Annotated in this window: 25 protein-coding genes; 7 read left to right on the top strand and 18 right to left on the bottom strand. The window is 69.3% G+C overall.

From position 1 onward, the window contains the following. Positions 1 to 34: 34 nt before the first annotated feature. Positions 35 to 1663 (top strand): phosphoglucomutase (alpha-D-glucose-1,6-bisphosphate-dependent), encoded by a 1629-nt coding sequence (pgm, locus tag WMJ97_RS00430; protein WP_347347040.1) that lies wholly within the window; start codon positions 35 to 37, stop codon positions 1661 to 1663. Between the two features lie 82 nt (positions 1664 to 1745). Here the strand turns inward: pgm and WMJ97_RS00425 are convergent, their stop codons facing one another. From WMJ97_RS00425 to meaB, 3 genes are all read right to left on the bottom strand, one after another. Then, positions 1746 to 2291 carry a PH domain-containing protein gene (locus tag WMJ97_RS00425; protein WP_347346977.1) on the bottom strand — a complete coding sequence of 182 codons (546 nt, stop codon included), beginning with the start codon at positions 2289 to 2291 and terminating at the stop codon, positions 1746 to 1748. Positions 2292 to 2294: 3 nt separating this feature from the next. Next, positions 2295 to 2450, bottom strand: a complete 156-nt coding sequence (locus tag WMJ97_RS00420; RefSeq protein ID WP_347346976.1) for a hypothetical protein — start codon at positions 2448 to 2450, stop codon at positions 2295 to 2297. A gap of 104 nt (positions 2451 to 2554) precedes the next feature. Then, entirely contained in the window at positions 2555 to 3502 is a 948-nt protein-coding gene (gene meaB / locus WMJ97_RS00415) for a methylmalonyl Co-A mutase-associated GTPase MeaB (protein WP_347346975.1), read from the bottom strand. 169 nt (positions 3503 to 3671) lie between these two features. On the opposite strand from meaB, the gene mce reads away from it, so the two are divergent. The 3 genes from mce to WMJ97_RS00400 all read left to right on the top strand — a co-directional run bounded on the left by mce (position 3672) and on the right by WMJ97_RS00400 (position 6726). Continuing rightward, entirely contained in the window at positions 3672 to 4118 is a 447-nt protein-coding gene (gene mce, locus WMJ97_RS00410) for a methylmalonyl-CoA epimerase (protein WP_347346974.1), read from the top strand. Positions 4119 to 4261: 143 nt separating this feature from the next. Then, positions 4262 to 5611 (top strand): DivIVA domain-containing protein, encoded by a 1350-nt coding sequence (locus WMJ97_RS00405; RefSeq protein WP_347346973.1) that lies wholly within the window; start codon positions 4262 to 4264, stop codon positions 5609 to 5611. Positions 5612 to 5697: 86 nt separating this feature from the next. Then, entirely contained in the window at positions 5698 to 6726 is a 1029-nt protein-coding gene (locus tag WMJ97_RS00400; protein ID WP_347346972.1) for an AI-2E family transporter, read from the top strand. 42 nt (positions 6727 to 6768) lie between these two features. Here the strand turns inward: WMJ97_RS00400 and nucS are convergent, their stop codons facing one another. Next, complete coding sequence (gene nucS, locus WMJ97_RS00395) at positions 6769 to 7464, bottom strand: endonuclease NucS (protein ID WP_347346971.1); 696 nt, start codon at positions 7462 to 7464, stop codon at positions 6769 to 6771. 29 nt (positions 7465 to 7493) lie between these two features. Between nucS and WMJ97_RS00390 the strand changes: the two genes are divergently transcribed. The 3 genes from WMJ97_RS00390 to WMJ97_RS00380 are packed head-to-tail and all read left to right on the top strand — an operon-like array spanning position 7494 to position 9255. Beyond that, on the top strand, positions 7494 to 7766 hold the full coding sequence (locus tag WMJ97_RS00390) for a hypothetical protein (RefSeq protein ID WP_347346970.1): 273 nt from the start codon (positions 7494 to 7496) through the stop codon (positions 7764 to 7766). Continuing rightward, the gene (locus WMJ97_RS00385; RefSeq protein WP_347346969.1) at positions 7767 to 8576 is read left to right on the top strand and encodes an alpha/beta fold hydrolase; all 810 of its coding nucleotides are present in this window, start codon (positions 7767 to 7769) and stop codon (positions 8574 to 8576) included. A gap of 10 nt (positions 8577 to 8586) precedes the next feature. Beyond that, positions 8587 to 9255 carry a cob(I)yrinic acid a,c-diamide adenosyltransferase gene (locus WMJ97_RS00380; RefSeq protein ID WP_347346968.1) on the top strand — a complete coding sequence of 223 codons (669 nt, stop codon included), beginning with the start codon at positions 8587 to 8589 and terminating at the stop codon, positions 9253 to 9255. Positions 9256 to 9294: 39 nt separating this feature from the next. Here the strand turns inward: WMJ97_RS00380 and WMJ97_RS00375 are convergent, their stop codons facing one another. Genes WMJ97_RS00375 through prmC form a run of 14 tightly spaced genes read right to left on the bottom strand, consistent with a single transcriptional unit; the run spans position 9295 to position 20107 of the window. Next, on the bottom strand, positions 9295 to 9753 hold the full coding sequence (locus tag WMJ97_RS00375; protein ID WP_347346967.1) for a DUF2550 domain-containing protein: 459 nt from the start codon (positions 9751 to 9753) through the stop codon (positions 9295 to 9297). A gap of 27 nt (positions 9754 to 9780) precedes the next feature. Next, on the bottom strand, positions 9781 to 10197 hold the full coding sequence (locus WMJ97_RS00370; RefSeq protein ID WP_347346966.1) for a F0F1 ATP synthase subunit epsilon: 417 nt from the start codon (positions 10195 to 10197) through the stop codon (positions 9781 to 9783). A 1-nt stretch (position 10198) separates the two neighbouring features. Beyond that, entirely contained in the window at positions 10199 to 11653 is a 1455-nt protein-coding gene (atpD, locus tag WMJ97_RS00365; RefSeq protein WP_347346965.1) for a F0F1 ATP synthase subunit beta, read from the bottom strand. 22 nt (positions 11654 to 11675) lie between these two features. Continuing rightward, complete coding sequence (locus tag WMJ97_RS00360) at positions 11676 to 12587, bottom strand: F0F1 ATP synthase subunit gamma (protein WP_347346964.1); 912 nt, start codon at positions 12585 to 12587, stop codon at positions 11676 to 11678. A gap of 3 nt (positions 12588 to 12590) precedes the next feature. After that, positions 12591 to 14231, bottom strand: a complete 1641-nt coding sequence (gene atpA, locus WMJ97_RS00355; protein ID WP_347346963.1) for a F0F1 ATP synthase subunit alpha — start codon at positions 14229 to 14231, stop codon at positions 12591 to 12593. 28 nt (positions 14232 to 14259) lie between these two features. Beyond that, entirely contained in the window at positions 14260 to 15054 is a 795-nt protein-coding gene (locus tag WMJ97_RS00350) for a F0F1 ATP synthase subunit delta (protein ID WP_347346962.1), read from the bottom strand. Beyond that, positions 15051 to 15581, bottom strand: coding sequence for a F0F1 ATP synthase subunit B (locus WMJ97_RS00345; RefSeq protein WP_347346961.1), 531 nt, complete (start codon positions 15579 to 15581; stop codon positions 15051 to 15053). Before WMJ97_RS00345 ends, WMJ97_RS00350 begins: the two co-directional genes overlap by 4 nt. Positions 15582 to 15592: 11 nt before the next feature. Next, positions 15593 to 15817, bottom strand: a complete 225-nt coding sequence (gene atpE / locus WMJ97_RS00340; RefSeq protein ID WP_347346960.1) for an ATP synthase F0 subunit C — start codon at positions 15815 to 15817, stop codon at positions 15593 to 15595. Between the two features lie 52 nt (positions 15818 to 15869). Beyond that, complete coding sequence (atpB, locus tag WMJ97_RS00335; protein ID WP_347346959.1) at positions 15870 to 16709, bottom strand: F0F1 ATP synthase subunit A; 840 nt, start codon at positions 16707 to 16709, stop codon at positions 15870 to 15872. 20 nt (positions 16710 to 16729) lie between these two features. Next, on the bottom strand, positions 16730 to 16921 hold the full coding sequence (locus WMJ97_RS00330) for an AtpZ/AtpI family protein (protein ID WP_347346958.1): 192 nt from the start codon (positions 16919 to 16921) through the stop codon (positions 16730 to 16732). Positions 16922 to 16937: 16 nt separating this feature from the next. Further along, positions 16938 to 17423 carry a hypothetical protein gene (locus tag WMJ97_RS00325; RefSeq protein WP_347346957.1) on the bottom strand — a complete coding sequence of 162 codons (486 nt, stop codon included), beginning with the start codon at positions 17421 to 17423 and terminating at the stop codon, positions 16938 to 16940. After that, the gene (locus tag WMJ97_RS00320) at positions 17420 to 18598 is read right to left on the bottom strand and encodes an MraY family glycosyltransferase (protein WP_347346956.1); all 1179 of its coding nucleotides are present in this window, start codon (positions 18596 to 18598) and stop codon (positions 17420 to 17422) included. The genes WMJ97_RS00325 and WMJ97_RS00320 overlap by 4 nt, the downstream gene beginning before the upstream one ends. Before the next feature lies 1 nt (position 18599). Then, positions 18600 to 19262 carry an L-threonylcarbamoyladenylate synthase gene (locus WMJ97_RS00315; RefSeq protein WP_347346955.1) on the bottom strand — a complete coding sequence of 221 codons (663 nt, stop codon included), beginning with the start codon at positions 19260 to 19262 and terminating at the stop codon, positions 18600 to 18602. Next, the gene (prmC, locus tag WMJ97_RS00310) at positions 19259 to 20107 is read right to left on the bottom strand and encodes a peptide chain release factor N(5)-glutamine methyltransferase (RefSeq protein WP_347346954.1); all 849 of its coding nucleotides are present in this window, start codon (positions 20105 to 20107) and stop codon (positions 19259 to 19261) included. The genes WMJ97_RS00315 and prmC overlap by 4 nt, the downstream gene beginning before the upstream one ends.

Raw genomic sequence — 20107 nt, 5'->3', positions numbered from 1 at the left:
CGCTCCCGGATCGGAAGGAGGCAAGATGGGGCACATGGTTCACGAACGCGCAGGGCAGCCGGCCCGCCCCGAAGATCTCATCGACTACGACGCCGTGATCGGCGCGTACTACGACCTCACGCCCGACCCGTCCAACCCCGACCAGATGGTCGTGTTCGGCACGTCCGGCCACCGCGGCGCTTCGCTGAAGACCGCCTTCAACGAGGCCCACATCGCCGCAACGACGCAGGCCATCGTGGAGTACCGCGCAAGCCAGGGCGTCGACGGCCCCCTCTTCATCGGGAAGGACACGCACGGCCTCTCCCTCCCCGCGTGGAAGACGGCGCTCGAGGTGCTGCACGCCTCGGGCGTCGACGTGCGCGCGGAAAAGGAGGACGAGTACACCCCGACCCCCGCCGTGTCCCGGGCGATCATCGTCTACAACCGCGACCACAGCGGGCCGCGGGCCGACGGCATCGTCGTCACGCCCTCGCACAACCCGCCCACCGACGGCGGCTTCAAGTACAACCCGCCGCACGGCGGCCCCGCCGACTCCGACGCGACGAAGGTCATCGCGGCGCGGGCCAACGAGTTGCTGGGCGATTGGAAGTCCATCAAGCGGACGCCGTACGAGCAGATCGAGGGCGAGATCACGCGCTTCGACTACCGGACGCCGTACTGCGACGACCTCGTCAACATCATCAACCTGGACGCGATCCGGGGGGCCGGGCTCAACATCGGCGCGCACCCGCTGGGCGGCGCGTCGGCGCAGTACTGGGAGTACATCGCCGAGCACTTCGACCTGGGCCTATCGGTCATCGACCCGACGGTCGACCCCCGCTGGCCGTTCATGACGCTGGACTGGGACGGCAAGATCCGGATGGACTGCTCGAGCCCGTACGCGATGGCGTCCCTCATCGAGAACCGCGACAAGTACTCGCTGTCGACCGGCAACGACGCCGACTCCGACCGGCACGGCATCGTGACGCCCGACGCGGGGCTCATGAACCCGAACCATTACCTGTCCGTCGCCATCCAGTACCTGTTCAGCCACCGCGACGGCTGGAACCCTGAGGCCGGCATCGGCAAGACGCTCGTCTCCAGCTCGATGATCAACAACGTGGCAACGAAGCTCGGAAAGAAGCTCGTCGAGGTGCCGGTCGGCTTCAAGTGGTTCGTCCCGGGCCTGTCCGACGGCTCGATCGGCTTCGGCGGCGAGGAGTCGGCGGGGGCGTCCTTCCTGACGCTCAAGGGCGAGACCTGGACCACCGACAAGGACGGCCTCATCATGGACCTCCTCGCCGCGGAGATCCTGGCCGTCACGGGCGAGACGCCCAGCCAGCACTACGACAAGCTGACCGACGAGTTCGGCAAGACCGCTTACGCGCGCATCGACGCCCCGGCCAACCGCGAGCAGAAGGCCAAGCTGGCCCAGCTGTCTCCGGAAGACGTCGAGGCCACCGAGCTCGCCGGCGAGCAGATCGAGGCCAAGCTCACGCGTGCGCCGGGCAACGACGCGCCCATCGGCGGCCTCAAGGTCGTCACCGAGCACGCCTGGTTCGCCGCGCGGCCGTCCGGCACGGAGGACGTGTACAAGATCTACGCCGAGTCTTTCAAGGGCCCCGAGCACCTCGCCGAGGTGCAGAAACAGGCCAAGGAGGTCGTGGACGCGGTCCTGTCCTGATCGTCCGCAGCAACGCCGAGCGCCCCGCACCGGTGTGCGGGGCCCTCGGCGTCCGCTCGTGTTCTCGACCGACAGGCGTGGCCTACGAGCCGTCGTCGCCGTCCTCGGTCCACTCCATCCGCGCGCGCAGGCCGGCGCGCTGGATGACGCGCTGGATCGTGAGATCGCGGTGCTCGATGTCGGGGACGAACTGGATGCGCTTCAGCCCCTGATCCTGCGCGGCGCTCTCGAAGACGAAGTGGCCATAGCCCAGCAGCATGCCCAACGGCGGCTGCTCGACCGAGATGTCGAGGATGCGGGCGATCGGGACCGTCGCGAGGTGCTGGTTGAAGATTCCGTGCACCCGGAAGACCCGCATGTTCGTGATGACGAAGCGGTCCATGTACTCGTAGTGCAGCCGGTAAAACCCGTAGCCGCCCAGCGCGACCCCTGCGACGAGGCCGAGCGCCCACCCGCGTCCGAGGAACGGCATCAGCGCGAACGCGGCCATCCCGCCGACCACGAACAGCGCGGGCACCACCCGGGTGACCCAGTGCCGTGAGACCTCGTCGACGGCGAACTCGCCCTCGCTGACGAGCATTCTCCGGTAGGTCTGCGGAGTGACCAACCGGGACAGGCGGAGCGCCATCGGCTACCTCACGAGGCCGTCGAAGAACCGCCCGACGGAATCGAAGATGCGGAAGATCCCCCGGACGAAGGCCGCCGCCTCCTCGGGTCGCGTGTACAGGTAGTAGATCAAGAAGGCGACCACGAGCGTCACCACGACGGTCTTGACGAGCTTCGACATGTTGGCCCCCAGGGGAAGTGCACGGGCGTACGCCCCTTTATTCTGGCCCACCCGGACGATCCGCGCGCGAGGCGCGCCGCGTCAGCGCGATTCGTGCACCGTCGTCAGATCGAGGAAAGAATCTGGTCGGACGCCGCGTACGGGTCGAGGTCGCCATCCCGGACCGCAGCCGCGACCTGGACGAAGGCGTCCCGGCCCCGGACGGCGAACTTCTGCCGGACGGTGCCCAGCACGAGCGCCTCCACCTCGCTCGCGGCCCGCTTGAGCCGGCGGTTTTCCCACTCCCCCGACTTCTCGCCGTGCGCGCGGTGCTTGTCGATCTCGGCGATCAGCTCGTCGACCCCGACCTCCTCCTGCGCGATCGTCTTCACGATCGGCGGCTTCCAGTCGCCGGGCCCGTAGGACGCCAGCGCCACCATGTTGCGCAACTCGCGCACGAGCGCCTGGACGCCGTCGCGGTCGGCCTTGTTGATGACGAAGATGTCGGCGATCTCGAGGATGCCGGCCTTGGCTGCCTGGATGCCGTCGCCCATCCCGGGGGCGCTCAGCACGAGGGTCGTGTCGGCCGACGACGCGATCTCGACCTCCGACTGCCCGACGCCCACGGTCTCGACCAGCACGATGTCGAAGCCGGCCGTGTCGAACACGCGCAGCGCCTGCGGGGCCGCCGCGGACAGCCCGCCCAGGTGCCCGCGGGACGCCATCGAGCGGATGAACACCCCTCGGTCGGTCGCGTGCCGCTGCATCCTGATGCGGTCGCCCAGCACGGCGCCACCAGAGAAGGGCGACGACGGATCGACCGCCAGGACGCCCACCCGGTTGCCGCGCTGGCGCAGCGCGGTGATGAGGGCGGTCGTCGACGTCGACTTGCCGACCCCCGGGCTGCCCGTGATGCCGACGACGTGCGCGCGGCCGGTGTGGGGACTCATGAGCTTCATCGCCTCGCGAAGGGTGGGCGCATTGTTCTCGACCATCGAGATCAGGCGCCCGATGGCGCGGGGATTGCCGTTCTCAGCCGCACTCACCAGGTCGTTCACATCAGCGAAAGCCACGATTCGCTCCTTCGACGGGTTCTGCTAGGCACCTTCGATCTTTTCACAGCGGCTGGGCCTCCACGGCCGCTCCCGGGGATTCGTCGACAAACGTCCGGACGCCCTGCCACCAGGGCCGACTTCGCCGCAACGACCCTCGTCGGCGTCCGACTGTGCCAAGGTTAAGGACATGGAAAACTCGGATCTCATTGTGTGCATCGACCACGTTGGCCTCGCCGTCCCGAACCTGGACGAGGCCATCAAGTTCCACTCCGAGGTCTTCGGCTGGCGCCTGCTGCACCGCGAGACCAACGAGGAGCAGGGCGTCGAGGAGGCCATGATCGGCACCGGGGAGCAGCTCCCCGAGAACGCCCAGATCCAGCTTCTCGCCCCCCTGAACGAGAAGTCGACGATCGCCAAGTTCATCGACCGCAACGGCCCCGGCATGCAGCAGCTCGCCTACCGGGTCAGCGACCTCGACAAGGTCACCGAGCACCTCAAGGCGAAGGGCGTCCGGCTGCTCTTCCCCGAGGCGCGCCGCGGCACGAACGACTCGCGCGTGAACTTCTGCCACCCGAAGGACACGGCGGGCGTCCTCGTCGAGCTGGTCGAGCCGAACAAGAACGCCGCTCACTGAACAAAGCGCGTGCGAAAGAGCGCATAGTGCTTCACGATCCCCGGTGTCGTTGTTTCGACACCGGGGATCGGTGCGTGGAGACTCCGGGGTGAGCGGATACGATGCTCGGGTAGCAGACCAGTGAACGTGCGAGAGGAAACCTCGTGTCCCAAAACACCCCCGGCGCCAGCGGGCTCGACCTGTTCGACGAGAAGGCGTCCGCAAGCTTTCCGACCGTCATGCGGGGTTATGAGAAGAGGGCTGTCGAGGAGTACGTGCGGGAGATGGAGCAGCAGCTCTCGACCGTGAAGCACTCCTACCGGGAGTTGCAGCGCGAGCTCACCGCGACGAGCCTCCGCAACGACGACACCGACTTCTCCAAGCTCGGGGGCCACACGGCGTCCCTGCTGAAGGTCGCCGAGTCGCAGGCCAACGACCTCGTCACCAAGGCCCAGAACGAGGCCGACCGCCTCGTCGCCGAGGCGAAGGAAGAGGCGGAGCGCACGCGCACCGAGGCGCTCCAGGAGACCGACGCCAAGCGCCGGTCCGGCATCGACGAACTCAAGGCGCTGCGCGCCGAGCTCGAGCACCAGACCAAGAGCGAGTTGGACGCCGCCCGCGCCGAGGCGGGCGGGCTGCGGGACGCGGTGGACAAGCACCGCGAGATGATCCTCGCCGACGCGCAGCAGCAGGCCAACGCGATGATCGAGGCCGCGCGCGCTGAGGCGGCGCACATCGTCCAGAAGGCCGAACACGAGGCCGCCGAGCTCACCGACCGCGTCACCCGGGAGACCAACGCGATGCGCGCCGACACGGCGGCGGCGGTGCAAGACATCCGGGCCATGGCCGACGCCGAGGTCGCCGAGCTGCGCAACATGGCGAACGCCGAGGTGGCGGCCCTGCGCAACCAGACCAAGCGCGACGTGGAGGAGACGCGCGCCCGCGTCGCCGACGAGGTCGCCGCGCTGCGCGACCAGGCGAACGGCGAGGCCAACCAGATCCGCGCCGAGGTCGCGGCCGAGCGCGACCAGTCGCTCGCCGACCTCGACGTCCAGCAGGGCGAGTTGCGCGACAAGCTGGCGGCGATGGTCGCCGACGCGCGGCAGCAGTCCGACGACCTGCAGGAGAAGCTCGGCGCGGCGTCCGCCGAGCTCCGCGCCCGCCAGCAGACGGTGTACGCCGAGGCCGAGCAGATCAAGGCCGACGCGATCAACGAGGCCGCGGCGATCGTCGCGAAGGCCCGGCACGATGCCGACGAGCACTGGCGGGCCACCGAGGGCGAGTTGGTGCGTCGCACCGAGCAGCTCAAGCGCGAGCAGAACCTGCTGCGCCAGCGCAAGGAGGCCTTGGTCGCCCAGCTCAACAACCTGTCCAGCCTTGCGAACCTCACCGCGCTGGAGTTCCCCGACGAGGAGGAGGGCCACAAGCTCGCCCAACTCATCGAGGAGCCGAGCGAGGGCGAGTCCGGCGAGCCGTCGCACTACGTGGCGGATGACGATCGCGAGTCGCAGTGAGCGCGGCCCCGCCTGACGGGGCCGAACCGACGAATTCCTCGCCGGCCCCGCGGCCGGACTTCCGCTACCGCCGCGATCCGTCGCTCTTGGAGCGCTCGCCGGTCCAGGTGGGCTTCTTCGTCGTGTTGGGCGGGATGCTGGCGATCGGCCTGGTCAACGTCCTGATCAACCTGCAGTTCCTGGTCATCCTGATCGTGCTGTCGCTCTTCGTCGCGCTCGGTCTGAACCCCGCCGTCGACCTGCTGCGCGAGCGGGCGCGCTTCCCGCGTCCGCTGGCCGTCCTCGCGGTGGTCCTCGTCGTGCTGGGCGTCGTGGCCCTGGCCTTCTGGGCTGTCCTCCCCGTGATCAACACCCAGGTCACGAACCTGATCCGCAACGCGCCCGGCTACCTGCAGTCGCTGCGGGAGAACCCGCAGATCGCCGGCCTGGACGCCCAGTTCGACGTCATCGACAAGGCGACCCAGTTCGTGACGTCCGGCACCTGGCTGACCGCGCTGTTCGGCGGAATCCTGGGGGCCGGCCGGCTCGTGGCGAACACGGTGTTCAGCGTCATCATGACCCTCGTGCTGACGCTGTACTTCCTGGCGTCCCTCCCGGTGATCAAGGACACGATCTACCAACTCGCGCCGGCGTCCAAGCGGCCGCGGGTGCGCTACCTGGCGAACGAGATGTTCCGCAGGATCGGCCGCTACATCAGCGGCATGTTCATCGTGGTGACTCTGTGGGCCGTCGGGTCGACCATCGTGATGTACGCGGTCGGGCTCGGCGAGTACGCCCTCGCGCTGTCGGTCGTCGTGGCGATGTTCGCGTTCATCCCGATCGTCGGGTCGAGCTGCGCGCTCGTCATCGTGACGAGCCTCGCGTTCACCGTCTCCCCCACGGCGGGCCTCGTGACGCTCGCCTACTTCCTCTTCTACCAGCAGATGGACGCCTACGTCGTCCAGCCGCGCGTGTTCTCCAAGTCGATGAACGTGCCGGGCGTGCTCGTGATCCTGGGGGCCATCTCGGGCGGCGTCCTGTTCGGCATCGTCGGCGCCCTACTCGCGATCCCGACCGTGGCGTCCCTGCTGCTGCTCTACCGCGAGGTGCTCATCCCGCACCTGGACGCCCGCTGAGCCGGCCTGGCGCGTCGGCCGGGCGCTTGCTGCTCAGCTTGCTCAGAAGAGCCGATCCTCCGCGTCGTCGAGCCCGCGGAGGGCGTCGTAGTCGACCGTGAGGCAGTCGATGCCCCGCGCCGCCGCGACCACCCGCGCCTGCGGCTTGATGAGTTGCGCGGCGAACATCCCCCGGACGGGCCGCAACTGGGGGTCGGCGTTCATGAGCTCGAGGTAGCGGGAGAGTTGCTCCACGCCGTCGATCTCGCCGCGGCGCTTCACCTCGACCGCGACGTACCCGCCGTCGGAGCCACGGAACAGCAGGTCGACCGGGCCGATGGGCGTCGGGTGCTCGCGCCGGACGAGGCGCCAGCCGGCGCCGAACGTCTCGGGATGCTCGGCGAGCAGGGCCTGCAGGTGCGCCTCCACCCCGTCTTTCTGCAGGCCGGGGTCGACGCCGAGGGTGTGCTCGCTGTCGTGCAAAATCTCCTCGATGCCGATGCGGAGGGTGTCGTCGTCTTTGTTCCTGACCTCCCAGACCTCGGCGAGGCCCTGCTCGTCGACCACGTCGTCGTCCGGAGGGCGGACCGTGATCGTGCACGGCGGGTTCATCCAGTTCAGCGGCTTGTACGCGCGGTCGTCCGCGTGCACCGAGATCGACCCGTCGGCCTTGCACAGCAGCAGCCTGGTGGCGAGAGGAAGGTGCGCGGTGAGGCGTCCGGCATAGTCGACCTTGCAGCGGGCAATCAACAATCGCACCGCGCCAGGCTACCCGTTAAGGTGGGTGCATGGCCCGCCGACCCAGCAAGCACCTGCGTCCGGCGAGGCCGCTTTCGGCCAGCCTGGCGCGGGCGCAGACGAAGGCCGACGGCCGGTGGATCGTGCAGACCATCTCCGCCGACCGGGCCCTCAAGCCGTACCTGTGCCCCGGCTGCAATCACACGATCCCGGTGGGGCTCGGCCACGTCGTGGTGTGGCCCGACCAGCCGAGCATCGGGTCGGCGTCCGCCGTCGGTGAGCGCCGGCATTGGCACGTGCCCTGCTGGGCGAGGAGGCGCTGAATGAACCTGCACACCACCGCGATCGGTCACGGCGAGCCGCGCCTGATCTTCCTGCACGGCCTCTTCGGGCAGGGCCGCAACTGGACCACGGTCGCCCGCGGCCTCGAGCCGCTCGGCTCCAGCCTGCTGGTCGACCTGCCGAACCACGGGCGCAGCGACTGGACGGAGACGTTCTCCTACCCCGCGATGGCGGACGCCGTGGCCGGCCTGCTGCGCGCCGGCCCCGGCCCGGCGGTCGTCGTCGGGCACTCGATGGGCGGGAAGGTGGCGATGGTCCTCGCGCTGCGTCACCCCGAACTGGTGCGCGGGCTGATCGTCGTGGACGTCTCGCCGGACGCCTCCGCCGACGGCTACGGCTTCTCCTCCATCGCCGACGCGCTCTCCGCGCTCGACCTCGACCAGGTGGCCGACCGCAAGGCGGCCGACGCCGAGCTGGCGGCGTCCATCCCGGACGCGGGCGTGCGGGGGTTCCTGCTGCAGAACCTGCGCCACCGCCCCCACGGGGAGCCCGGCATGCGGTGGCAGTTCAACCTGGGCCTGCTGTCCCGTGAGTTGGCCGAGGTGAGCGGCTGGCCGGCCGAGCTGAACGACCGGCACTACGACGGGCCGGTGCTCTGGGTGGCCGGCGAACGCTCCGACTACGTGAGCGAGCGGCAGTACCCGGCGATGATGCGGCTGTTCCCCGAGACGGCGCTGCTCACCGTCCCCGGCGCCGGCCACTGGGTGCATTCGGAGCAGCCGGCCGCCACGATCGAGGGTCTGCGGAACTTCCTCCTGGCCGAGGGCTTGCTCGGCGGCCCGACGCCGTAGGCTGGCAGCCATGGTCAACCTCACGCGCATCTACACCCGCACCGGCGACGCCGGCGAAACCCGCCTCTCCGACAACTCGGTGGCGAGGAAGACCGACCTGCGCGTGCGCGCCTACGGCGACGTCGACGAGGCGAACGCGATCCTCGGCATCGCCACCGCGTCCGGCGAGCTGCCCGAGGCGTTGCAGGCGGCCCTGCGCACCATCCAGAACGAACTGTTCGACGTCGGGGCCGACCTGTCCACCCCGGTCGTCGCCGACCCGCCGTGGGCGCCGCTGCGCATCGAGCAGGCCAACGTCGACCGGCTCGAGGCCTGGTGCGACGAGTTCTCCGCCGACCTGCCCGACCTGAGGTCGTTCATCCTGCCCGGCGGCACGGTGGCGGGCGCGCAGTTGCATCTGGCGCGCACGGTCGTCCGGCGGGCCGAACGCACGGCGTGGGATGCGGTGGAGGCCTATGGTCTCGGCGTCCAGCCCGAGGGGCAGCCCGGGGGCGTCAACATCATCGCCGTCACCTACCTCAACCGGCTGTCGGACCTGCTGTTCATCGCGTCCCGGGTCGCGAACGTGGCCGCCGGCGACGTGTTGTGGGTGCCCGGAAAGGACCGCGAGCCGGCCGACCAGCGCGCCCGCAAGCAGCGGGAGCGCATCGAGAAGGCGTCCGGAAAGGCGTCCGAGTAGGGCCGCAACGCGCAACAACCGGCGCACAGCGCCGGTCGGTCACAGGTCGGGGCTCTCGCCGTACAGCACGCCCGGCGGGGACGCCTCGATCCAACTCAGGAACGTCGTCATGTCGGGCGGCGCGAGCGCGAGCTCGAGTTGGCCGTCGGGGACCGTGAGTTCAGCGATGCGCCCCTGATCGTAGAGCGAGGACGCCTCGGCGGCGTCCGCCTCGCGGGTGCCGGCCACCTGGGCCCGGCCCCGCTCGAACGTCGCCCGCGGGCGGAGCGAGAGGCTGAACACGCGGTACCACTCGAAGCGCTCCCCCGCCAGACGCGCGACTCCGAGCATCCAGGCGGGGCTCGGAGTCGTGGTCGAGGGGTAGCGCATCGAACAGTCGAACACCCACCCCTGCTGCGCGAGCCAGCGCCTGCGGACGACCAGCCACGCGACGGGAAGAATGATCAGGACGGCAACCACCCCGAGCACGAAAGCGGTCCAGCTCCATGCATCGGGCACTGCCGTCACCCCCCTCGCGCCGGCTCCCTAATGGGCCTGGCCGTGTGCCTTCTGGGCGGCCTTGACCTGCGCGGACGCCCGGTTGAAGTGTCGCCTCGTGGCCTCGTCGGTCTCGCCCTCGTTCAAGGCCTTCTCGGCCTCGCGGAGTTCCTTCTCGGCGCCTTCCAACGAGATCTCCTGAGCGATCTTCGCATACTGCGCGATGACCGAGACCCGATTGTCCGCCACCGAGACGAAGCCGCCGTCGACGGCCATGATCTCCCGCTCACCCTGGACCGTGATGACCTCGACGGCGCCCGGCACCAGGGCAGCCAGGAACGGCTCGTGACGGGCGAGGATGCCGACGTCGCCCTCGGTGGTGCGCGCGGTGACCTGCGTGGCCTCGCCCTCCCAGACGCGGCCGTCAGCGCACACCACCTCGACGTACAGCGGCTCGTCCGCCATGTCAGCCCTCCTTCTGGATCCGGTCCCAGTTCTCCATGACCATGTCCATGCCGCCGACGTTGAAGAAGGCCTGCTCGGCGATGTGGTCGACCTCGCCGTCGCAGATCATCTTGAACGACTCGATGGTGTCCTTCAGGTCGACCGTCGAGCCCTCGATCTGGGTGAACTTGGTTGCCATGTAGGTGTTCTGGCTCAGGAACTGCTGGATGCGGCGGGCCCGGGCGACGGTGATCTTGTCCTCTTCGGAGAGCTCGTCGACGCCGAGGATCGCGATGATGTCCTGCAGTTCGCGGTTGCGCTGGAGGATCTGCTTGACCCGCGTCGCCACGTCGTAGTGCTCCTGCCCCACGAACTGCGGGTCGAGGATGCGGCTGGTCGAGGTCAGCGGGTCCACGGCCGGGTAGAGGCCTCGGGACGCGATCTCGCGGCTCAGCTCGGTGGTCGCGTCCAGGTGGGCGAAGGTGGTCGCCGGCGCCGGGTCTGTGTAGTCGTCGGCGGGCACGTAGATCGCCTGCATCGAGGTGATCGAGTGCCCGCGCGTCGAGGTGATCCGCTCCTGAAGCTGACCCATCTCGTCGGCCAGGTTCGGCTGGTAACCGACGGCGGAGGGCATGCGGCCGAGCAGCGTGGAAACCTCGGAGCCGGCCTGCGTGAACCGGAAGATGTTGTCGATGAACAGCAGCACGTCCTGGTTCTGCACGTCGCGGAAGTACTCGGCCATCGTCAGCGCCGACAGCGCGACGCGGAGTCGGGTGCCCGGCGGCTCGTCCATCTGGCCGAACACGAGCGCCGTGTCCTTCATGACGCCGGCCTCGATCATCTCGTTGATGAGGTCGTTGCCCTCACGCGTGCGCTCGCCGACGCCTGCGAACACCGACGTGCCGCCGAAGTTGTGGGCGATGCGGTAGATCATCTCCTGGATGAGCACCGTCTTGCCCACGCCGGCGCCGCCGAACAGGCCGATCTTGCCGCCCTGCACGTACGGGGTCAGCAGGTCGAGCACCTTGATGCCCGTCTCGAGCATCTGCGTCTTGGGCTCCAGCTCGTCGAACTTCGGGGCCGGGCGGTGGATCGGCCAGCGCTCCTGGATCTCGAGGGAGGCCGTGTCCTCGTTCAGGCAGTCGCCGATCACGTTCCACACGTGGCCCTTGGTGACGTCGCCCACCGGGACGCTGATGGGGCCGCCGGTATCGATCACCTCGGTGCCGCGGCGCATGCCGTCGGTCGGCTTCAGCGAGATCGCCCGGACGATGTTGTCGCCGACGTGCAGGGCCACCTCGGCGGTGATCTCGCGGGTGAGGTCGCCCGCCTCGATCTCGATCTTGAGGGCGTTCAGGATGTCGGGCATCTGATCGGCGGGGAACTCGACGTCCACCACGGGGCCGATGACTCGGGCCACGCGGCCGACCCCGGCCTTCCGCTCGGTGCCCTGAGCCTGGTCTGCTGTCACGGTCATGTTCTTGTCTGCCTCTCGTCCCCTAGTCGGAGTCGCTTGACTCGGCCAGCGCGCTGGCGCCGCCGACGATCTCGGTGATTTCCTGCGTGATTTCGGCCTGACGCGCCTGGTTCTCCTCGCGCGTCAGATCCTCGATGAGCTGGGTCGCGTTGTCCGTCGCGGACTTCATCGCGCGCTGCTGGCTCGCCAACTGGGACGCCGCGGCCTGCAGCAGGTAGAACCACACGCGGCTGCGCACGTACAGCGGCATCAACTCGTCGAGCACCGTCTCGGGGTCGGGCTCGAACTCGTAAATCGGGTAGGCCTCGTGCTCCCCCAACTCGCGGACGCCTTCGACGACCTCGAGCGGCAGCAGCCGCCGCACTCGCGGCGTCTGCGTGAGCATCGACTCCATCCGCGTGTAGACGGCGTGGATCTCGTCGACCCCGCCCTCCTCGTACGGCGTCAGGAAGTCGCCGATCAGCCGGTCGGCGATCTCCTGGGCGTTCGCATACGTGGGAGCGTCGGAGAAGCCCTCCCACTGCGCCTCGATCGGCAACTCGCGGAAGTTCAGGAACGAGATGCCCTTGCGCCCGGACACGTAGCGCTTGACCTCGACGCCCTCGTCCTGGACCCGGCGGCGGAAGCTCGCGACCATCTTGATCACGTTGCTGCTGTACGCCCCGTTCATGCCCCGATCCGAGGTGAAGAAGACCAGGGCGACCCGGCGCGGGTGCTCGTGCTGCCGCTGCGTCAGCGGATGCTCCGTCGTCGCGTGGGCCGCGAGCGCGGAGACCGCCCGGTTCAGCTCACGCGTGTACGGCAGGGCGGCCTGCGCCGCCTGCTGGGCCTTGATGATCTTCGAGGCCGCGATGAGCTCCATCGCCTTGGTGATCTTCTTGGTCGCGGTCACCGACTTGCGCCGCTGCCGCAACTCCCTCAGGCCGGCCGCCATGAATCAGTTGCCCCTCTGCACGGTGATCTGCTCGTTGTCCATGTGTTCGTCGTCGAGCGCCTTGGCGTGCTCGGCGTCGTCGCCGGCGGGCTTCGACTCCTCCGCCCGGAACGACTCCTTGACCTTGTCGATCTCGGCAGCGAGCGCGCTCGCGGTGTCGTCGTCGAACTTCTGCGTCTCGGCGATCGTGGACAGGATGTTCGTGTTGCGCCGCAGGTGATCGAGCAGTTCGCGCTCGAACCGCAGCACATCCGGCACCGGGATGTCGTCGAAGTGACCGTTGGTGCCCGCCCACACGCTGACGACCTGGTCCTCCACCGGGTACGGCGTGTACTGCGGCTGGCGCAGCAGCTCGGTGAGCCGGGCGCCCCGATCCAACTGGCGACGGGACGCCGCGTCCAGGTCGGACGCGAACATCGCGAACGCCTGCATGTCGCGGAACTGGGCCAGGCTGATCTTCAGCGTGCCGGCCACGCCTTTCATCGCCTTGATCTGGGCCGCGCCGCCCACGCGGGACACCGAGATGCCGACGTCGATGGCCGGTCGCTGGTTCGCGTTGAACAGGTCCGACTGCAGGAAGATCTGGCCGTCGGTGATGGAGATCACGTTCGTCGGGATGTAGGCCGACACGTCGTTCGCCTTGGTCTCGATGATCGGCAGGCCGGTCATCGAGCCGCCCCCCAACTCGTCGGAGAGCTTCGCGCAGCGCTCCAGCAGGCGGGAGTGCAGGTAGAACACGTCGCCGGGGTACGCCTCGCGGCCCGGCGGCCGGCGGAGCAGCAGCGACATCGCGCGGTACGCCTCGGCCTGCTTGGTCAGGTCGTCGAACACGATGAGCACGTGCTTGCCCTGGTACATCCAGTGCTGGCCGATGGCCGAGCCGGAGTAGGGGGCGATGTACTTGAAGCCGGCCGGGTCGGACGCAGGCGCGTGCACGATGGTCGTGTAGTCCATCGCGCCCGCTTCCTCCAGCGTCGAGCGCAGCGCGGCGATCGTCGACCCCTTCTGGCCGACCGCCACGTAGATGCAGCGGACCTGCTTGGTCGGGTCGCCGGAATCCCAGTTCGACTTCTGGTTGATGATCGTGTCGACCGCGATGGCGGTCTTGCCGGTCTTGCGGTCGCCGATGATGAGCTGGCGCTGGCCGCGTCCGATCGGGATCATCGCGTCGATCGCCTTGATGCCCGACTGCAGCGGCTCGCGCACCTCCTGGCGGTCCATGACGCCGGCGGCCTGCAGTTCCAGAACGCGGCGCTCGGGAACGTCGGCGATCTCGCCCAGGCCGTCGATCGGGTTGCCCATCGCGTCCACCGTGCGGCCCAGGTAGCCGTCGCCGACGGGGACGGAGAGTACCTCGCCGGTGCGACGCACCGTCGACCCCTCGTCGATGCCCTCGGAGTCGCCCAGCACGACGACGCCGATCTCCCGGACGTCGAGGTTCAGTGCGATGCCGAGGGTACCGTTCTCGAACTCCAGCAGCTCGTTCGCCATGGCGGAGGGCAGGCCCTCGACTCGGGCGATGCCGTCGCCGGACGTCGCGACCGTGCCCACCTCGTCGCGGCTCGCGGTCTCGGGGGTGTAGTTCTGCACAAACCGGTCAAGAGCGTCCCGGATCTCCTCGGGACGAATCGTGAGTTCCGCCATTGGTTGCGTCCTTAGCAATCGTTGTGATTCAGCTCAATTTGCGCCGCGCGTCATTCAGACGCCCGGCGACGGTGCCTTCGATGACCTCGTCACCCAGGGACACCCTCACCCCGCCCAGCACCTCGGGGTTGACGACCACGCGCAGCGTGACGTCGCGCCCCGCCTGCTTCACCAGCGCGGCGCGCAGGCGCTCGGCCTGATCGTCCGCCAGCGGGCGTGCGACCTCGACGGTGGCCACCGCGCGGCCCCGCATGTCTGCCGCGGCCTTGAGGTAGCCGTTCATCGTCAGATCGAAGGTCCGGTCCCGCGCGAGCACGGCCCGGCGGGCGAGGCCCGCCACCGGCTTGATGACCTTGTCACCCAGCACGTCGGCCAGCAGACCCTGACGCGCGGACGCCGGCGTGCTCCGGTCGGACAACGCGGCCCGCAGGTCGGGGTTGCCGTCGACGATGCGGCCGACCCGGAACAGCTGGTCCTCCGTCTCGTCCAGCTGCCCCTCCGCCTGCGCGGTCGCGAGCGCCGCCCGGACGCCCTGCCGCTCCAGCGCGTTCACGAAGGCCCCGCTGGTGTTCCAGCGAAGGTTGGTCGCCTCGGCGAGGATCTTCAGGGCGCCGTCGGAGACCTTGCCCTGGAACAGGCTCGTGACCAGGCCCTGACGCGCCTGGTCCGGTGCGGACTGATCGCTCAGCGCCCGACGGAGGCTGGGCGTCCGGCCCAGCGTGTCGACGATGTCGAACAGTTCGCCGGCCAGGTCGTACGACGGGTCGAGCCCGTTCAGCACCTGATCCAACGACCCCTGTCGCGCCTCGGCGTTCGCGCTCATGCCCGCTCCACCGGTTCCCGCTCGAGCGACTCGATGAAGCGATCGACCGTGCGGCGAGCGCGCTCGTCGTCATCCAGCGATTCTCCGACGATGCGCCCCGCCAGCGTCGTGGCCAGGCCACCAACCTCGGTGCGCAACTGGCTGATCGCCTGGGCACGCTCGGCCTCGATCTGCGCCTTGGCGTTGTTCAGCAGGCGAGCGGACTCGTCCTGAGCCTGTTGACGCATCTCGGCCACGATCGTCGCCCCCTGGGCCTTCGCCTCCTCGCGGATGCGCGCGGCCTCCTCACGGGCGGTCGCGAGCTGCTCTTTGTACTCCTCCAGAGCGGCCGCGGCCTCGGCCTGCGCCTTCTCGGCCTTCTCCATGCCGCCCTGGATCGCGGCGGCGCGCTCTTCGTACGTGGCCTCGAACGCGGGCACGACCTTCTTCTGGATCACCAGCCAGCAGATCAGGAAAAGGACGATGCCCGCGATGATCTCGGACAGGTGCTCCGGCAGGAGCGGTCCGAACCCTTCAAGCGGCAACATGACGTCTTACCTCACTGAAGCACGAAGGCGAGGGCGATGCCGATGATGGCGAGCGCCTCGACCACGGCGAAGCCGATCCACGCGGTGCTGAGCATCGCGCCACGGGCCTCAGGCTGACGAGCGGTCCCGTTGATCACCGAGGCGAAGATCCACGCCACACCGAGGGCCGGGCCCAGGGTCGCGAGGCCGTAGCCGAGCATGTTGAGGGAGCCGTTCAGCTCAAGAAGGTGAAGCATGGAGTTTCCTTTCGGATCTTGGTTACTGCGTGACTGCGTCGTTGTTGCGGGATCAGTGCGATTCGGCGATGGAGGACGCCACATATTGGGCGGTCAGGACGGTGAAGATATAGGCCTGGATCGCGCCGACCAGCAACTCCAGGGCGAAGATCGCGAAACTGAACACGATGCCGATGCCGCCCGCCGTCTTGAGCAGGGCCACCGGGAACCCGTTGGCGGGTTCGGTCATCGCGAGCAGCATCGTGGAGCCGATCACGAACACCATCACGACCAGGTGCCCGGCGAACATGTTCGCGAAGAGTCGCAGGGCGAGCGTGAACGGCCGGACGATGAAGTTCGACAAGAACTCCAGCGGAATGATGAGCGCCCAGAGGGCTTTCGGGACCCCTTCGGGCAGCGTCATCTTGCGCATGTACGTGCCGAACCCCCACTTGGCGATGCCGGCGCCGTTGTACAGCAGCCAGGTGAGCAGGGCGAGCCCGTAGGCGTAACCGATCTTGCTGAAGGTCGGGAACATGAACAGGAAGAACTGCCCGAACAGGTTGTTGATCCAGATGAAGGTGAAGAGCGCGATCAGATACGGCAGGAAGCGCCGGTAGTCGTGACCGAGGGCGTCCCGCGCGATCGTATTGCGAATCAGGTTGTAGAACTGCTCGCCGAGAAACTGCTTGCGGCTCGGGACGACGGTCTGGCGCCGCGCCATCCACAACCAGAAGGCGATGACGATGATCGCCGCGATGACCGCCTGGGTCAGGTGGTTGTTGAGCCACGAAAACTGGGGCCCCAGGTCGGGAAAGAGCGGGCGGGAGTTGAAGCTCTCAGCGCTGGGCGGCCACCCGGAGTGGTCGCCTTCCCCTTCTAACGGGATCAGACGGCTTGCGAGCCCACCCATGTGCCCTCCTGCTGGTGCGATCATGCCCGACCGTAACGCTTGATGACGATGTAGATGCCAGCCACCGTACCCAGGATCAACCCGACAGGGAGCCAGAACGTCGTGTTCAGCGCGCGATCGGCGAGCCAACCAAGACCGCCATAGAAAAGAAGGCCGGAGATGAGGTAACTGATGATGCGCAAGCCCTGGTCCACGCCGCCCTGCTCGTCCATAGCGTTTGGGACTCTATCAGGGTTCGTGGGGCTGGTCACATGCACACTCCCCGTCCTCGACGGGCGTATCGAAGACTGAAACACGCAGGTGGGCGAACACCCAGATCTCCGCGGCCAGCCACCCCAGGACGACCAGGATCGCGCCTGCCCCCAGGGGCGCACGCTGCAGCCAGGCGAAGCGCTCGGGGCTCCCCAGGACGAGCGCGAGGGCCCCGCCCAGCAGGGAGACCCGGACGGCATAGGACGCCAGCGCGGCGACCATCAGACGCTCGGGGGAGGCGTCCGCGAACGCGATCTGGATCGCGTGTCCGATGATGCTGAACGCGAGCGCGAGCACGGCGCCGAGCGCGGCGGACAGGGCGGCAAGGCGTCCGCCCCACACCCAGGCGCCCAGGATGGCGACACCGGCGGCCAGGTGGCCGCCGACGGCCGCGCCGGCCAGCAGCCGGCGCACGTATCCCGCGGCCTCGCTCGGACGCCGCCGTGCGGTCCGGGCGGTCACCGGTGGCCCCTGCCCGGCGAATGCGCAACGCCGGGCCTGGCGCCCGACGCGCGGACCGCACCGACGGCGTCCGGGCGGGCCCAGCGCCGGCGCAACAGCGGTCCCCAGGTCAGGAAGGCGGCGACGACGATGCCGATCGCGACGAGCGCGTAGGCCCACCAGTGGCCGACGATCCCGATGAGCACCATCCCGTAGGCGACGACCGCCGACCAGAGCCACAGCAGGGCGACGGCCACGCGGTGCGGATGCCCGAGCGCGAGCATGCGGTGGTGAAGATGCTGCTTGTCGGCCTGGTACCACAGCTTGCCCGCCAACGTCCGCCGGACGTAGGCCATGACCAGGTCGGCGAAGGGCAGGGCCATGACCGCGATGGGCAGCAGCAGCGGCAGGTACGCGCTGACGAGCGCTCCCCCCTCCGGCCGCAGCCGCGAGGGGTCGAACTGCCCCGTCAGGCTGATCGCGGAGCAGGCCAGCAGGAACCCGAGCAGCATCGAGCCCGAGTCCCCCATGAACATGCGTGCCTTGTGGATGTTGTGGGGCAGGAACCCCAGGCAGATGCCCGCGGTCGTCACCGTGATGAGGGACGCCGTGGTGGCCCGGACAAGGTCCTGTTCGTAGCTCAGCACGTACGCGTAGCCGAAGAACGCGCTAGCGCCGATCGCGACGACGCCCGCGGCGAGGCCGTCGAGGCCGTCCATGAGGTTGATCGCGTTCACGCAGACGAGGATCACGAACACGGCCAGCACGATGGACGCCGCGCTGTCGAGCGTGACTACACGGTCGGGCAACGGGATCCAGTAGAACTTGACGCCGTTCGCGACGACGATGCCGGCCGCCACGACCTGCCCGGAGATCTTCGCGAGCGCGTTCAGCTCGATGAGGTCGTCCATGAGCCCCACGGCGCTGATGAGCGCGCAGGCCGCGAACACCACGCGGGTGTCGTGGCCCACGATCGGGAAGCTGCCGAGCCACGGCAGGCTGCCCCCGACGAGGAACGCGGCCGCCGTGCCGGCCAGCAGCGCGATGCCGCCGAAGTACGGCACGGGCTTCGTGTGGACGTCGCGGTCGCGGACGAGGGCCACCGCGTTGTAGCGGTACGCGAAGCGGCGCGCGATGCTGGCCACGACGTACGTCACCGAGACGGCGACCAGGAGCACCAGCATGTACTCGCGCATGTCAGGCGGAGGCGTCCGGCTCGTCGGGCAGCAGGCCGGGGACGACCGCGTTGATCTCGGCGACGCTGAGGCGCCCCGCGCGCAACAGGCGCGGCGTAGGCCCCGACAGGTCGACGATCGTCGACGGAACGGGGCCCGAGGTCGGCCCGGCGTCCAGGTAGACCGAGACCGCATCGTCCAATTGCTCCGCGGCATCGGACGCCGTCAGCGCGGCCTCCTGGCCGCTGACGTTCGCCGAGCTGACGGCCAGCGGGCCGGTGCGGCGCAACAGCTCGCGCGTGAAGTCGTGGTCGGGGACGCGCACCGCGATCGTGTCGCCCCGGTCGCCGAGGTCCACGTGCAGGCTCGGGGGCGCGGCGAGAATCAGCGTCAGCGGACCCGGCCAGAAGGCCTCCCCCAGGGCGAGCACCGCCTCGTCCACCCCGGACGCGAGCGCCCGGACCATCGCGGTCTCGGCCACGAGCACCGGCGGCGGCATGTCGCGCCCGCGGCGCTTGGCGGCGAGGAGGGCCGCGACGGCGTCCGCGTTGAAAGCATCCGCCCCCACGCCGTAGACCGTGTCGGTCGGCAGGACGATGACCTCACCGACCGCCACCGCCGCGCACGCGGCCGCCAGGGCGGCCTCGCTGTCGGAGGCGACGTCGTAGGTCTTGGGCGCGGTCATGTCCCCATCCTGCCAGGAGTTCGGCGGGCCGCCACGAAGCGCGGGCGCCCGTTGAGGTCGTGTTGGTCGCCGACGCGGTCGAAGAGGCCCGTCCGGACGAAGACCTCGGGCGCCGATTCTCCCTGCGCGTCGGCGTGTTCGGCGTACGCCCAGCCGCCCGGACGCAGCAGGCGTCCGGCGACCGCGGCGACGACGCGCAGCGCGTCGAGGCCGTCCGCGCCCGAAAACAGCGCGAGCGCGGGGTCGTGCTCGCGGACGTCCACCGGCAGCGAGGCGTAGGCGTCCAGGGGAACATAGGGCGGGTTGGCGACCACGACGTCGACGGTGCCGTCCAGCTCGGCGAACGCGTCGGCCATGTCGCCCTGGACGACCTCGACCCCCGTCCCCGCCAGGTTGCGCCGCAGATACCCGGACGCCTCGGGCGACAGCTCGACGGCGTACGCGTCGGCGTCCGGGCCCTCGGTCGCGAGGGCGAGCGAGATCGCGCCCGAGCCGGCGCACAGTTCGACGACGCGCGGCCGACGTCCGGACGCCGCGACCGCGCGCAGGCGCTCCAGCGCGACGCCGGTCATCACCTCGGTCTCGGGCCGAGGGATGAACACGCCGGGTCCGACCTCGAGCCGGACGGTCCGGAACCACGCCTCCCCCGTCAGATGCTGCACCGGGACGCCGCCCGCGCGCCGCGCGACGAGCGCCCGGAAGCGCTCCTCCGCCTCCGCGGGCACGTCGCCGGCCAGCAGCAGCCCCTTCAGGTCGGTGCCCAGCGCGTGCGCGAGCAGCGTGCGCGCCTCGGCCTGCCCGACCTCGGCGCGCCCCCAGGCCACCAGGGACGCCGCGCCCGTCAC

Origin of the sequence: Nigerium sp., from assembly GCF_039811905.1 — a bacterium.
In the GTDB taxonomy this organism is placed as follows: domain Bacteria; phylum Actinomycetota; class Actinomycetes; order Propionibacteriales; family Propionibacteriaceae; genus Propioniciclava.
Note: the sequence above shows the minus strand (reverse complement) of the source record. Positions and strands in the feature narration are given on the sequence as shown.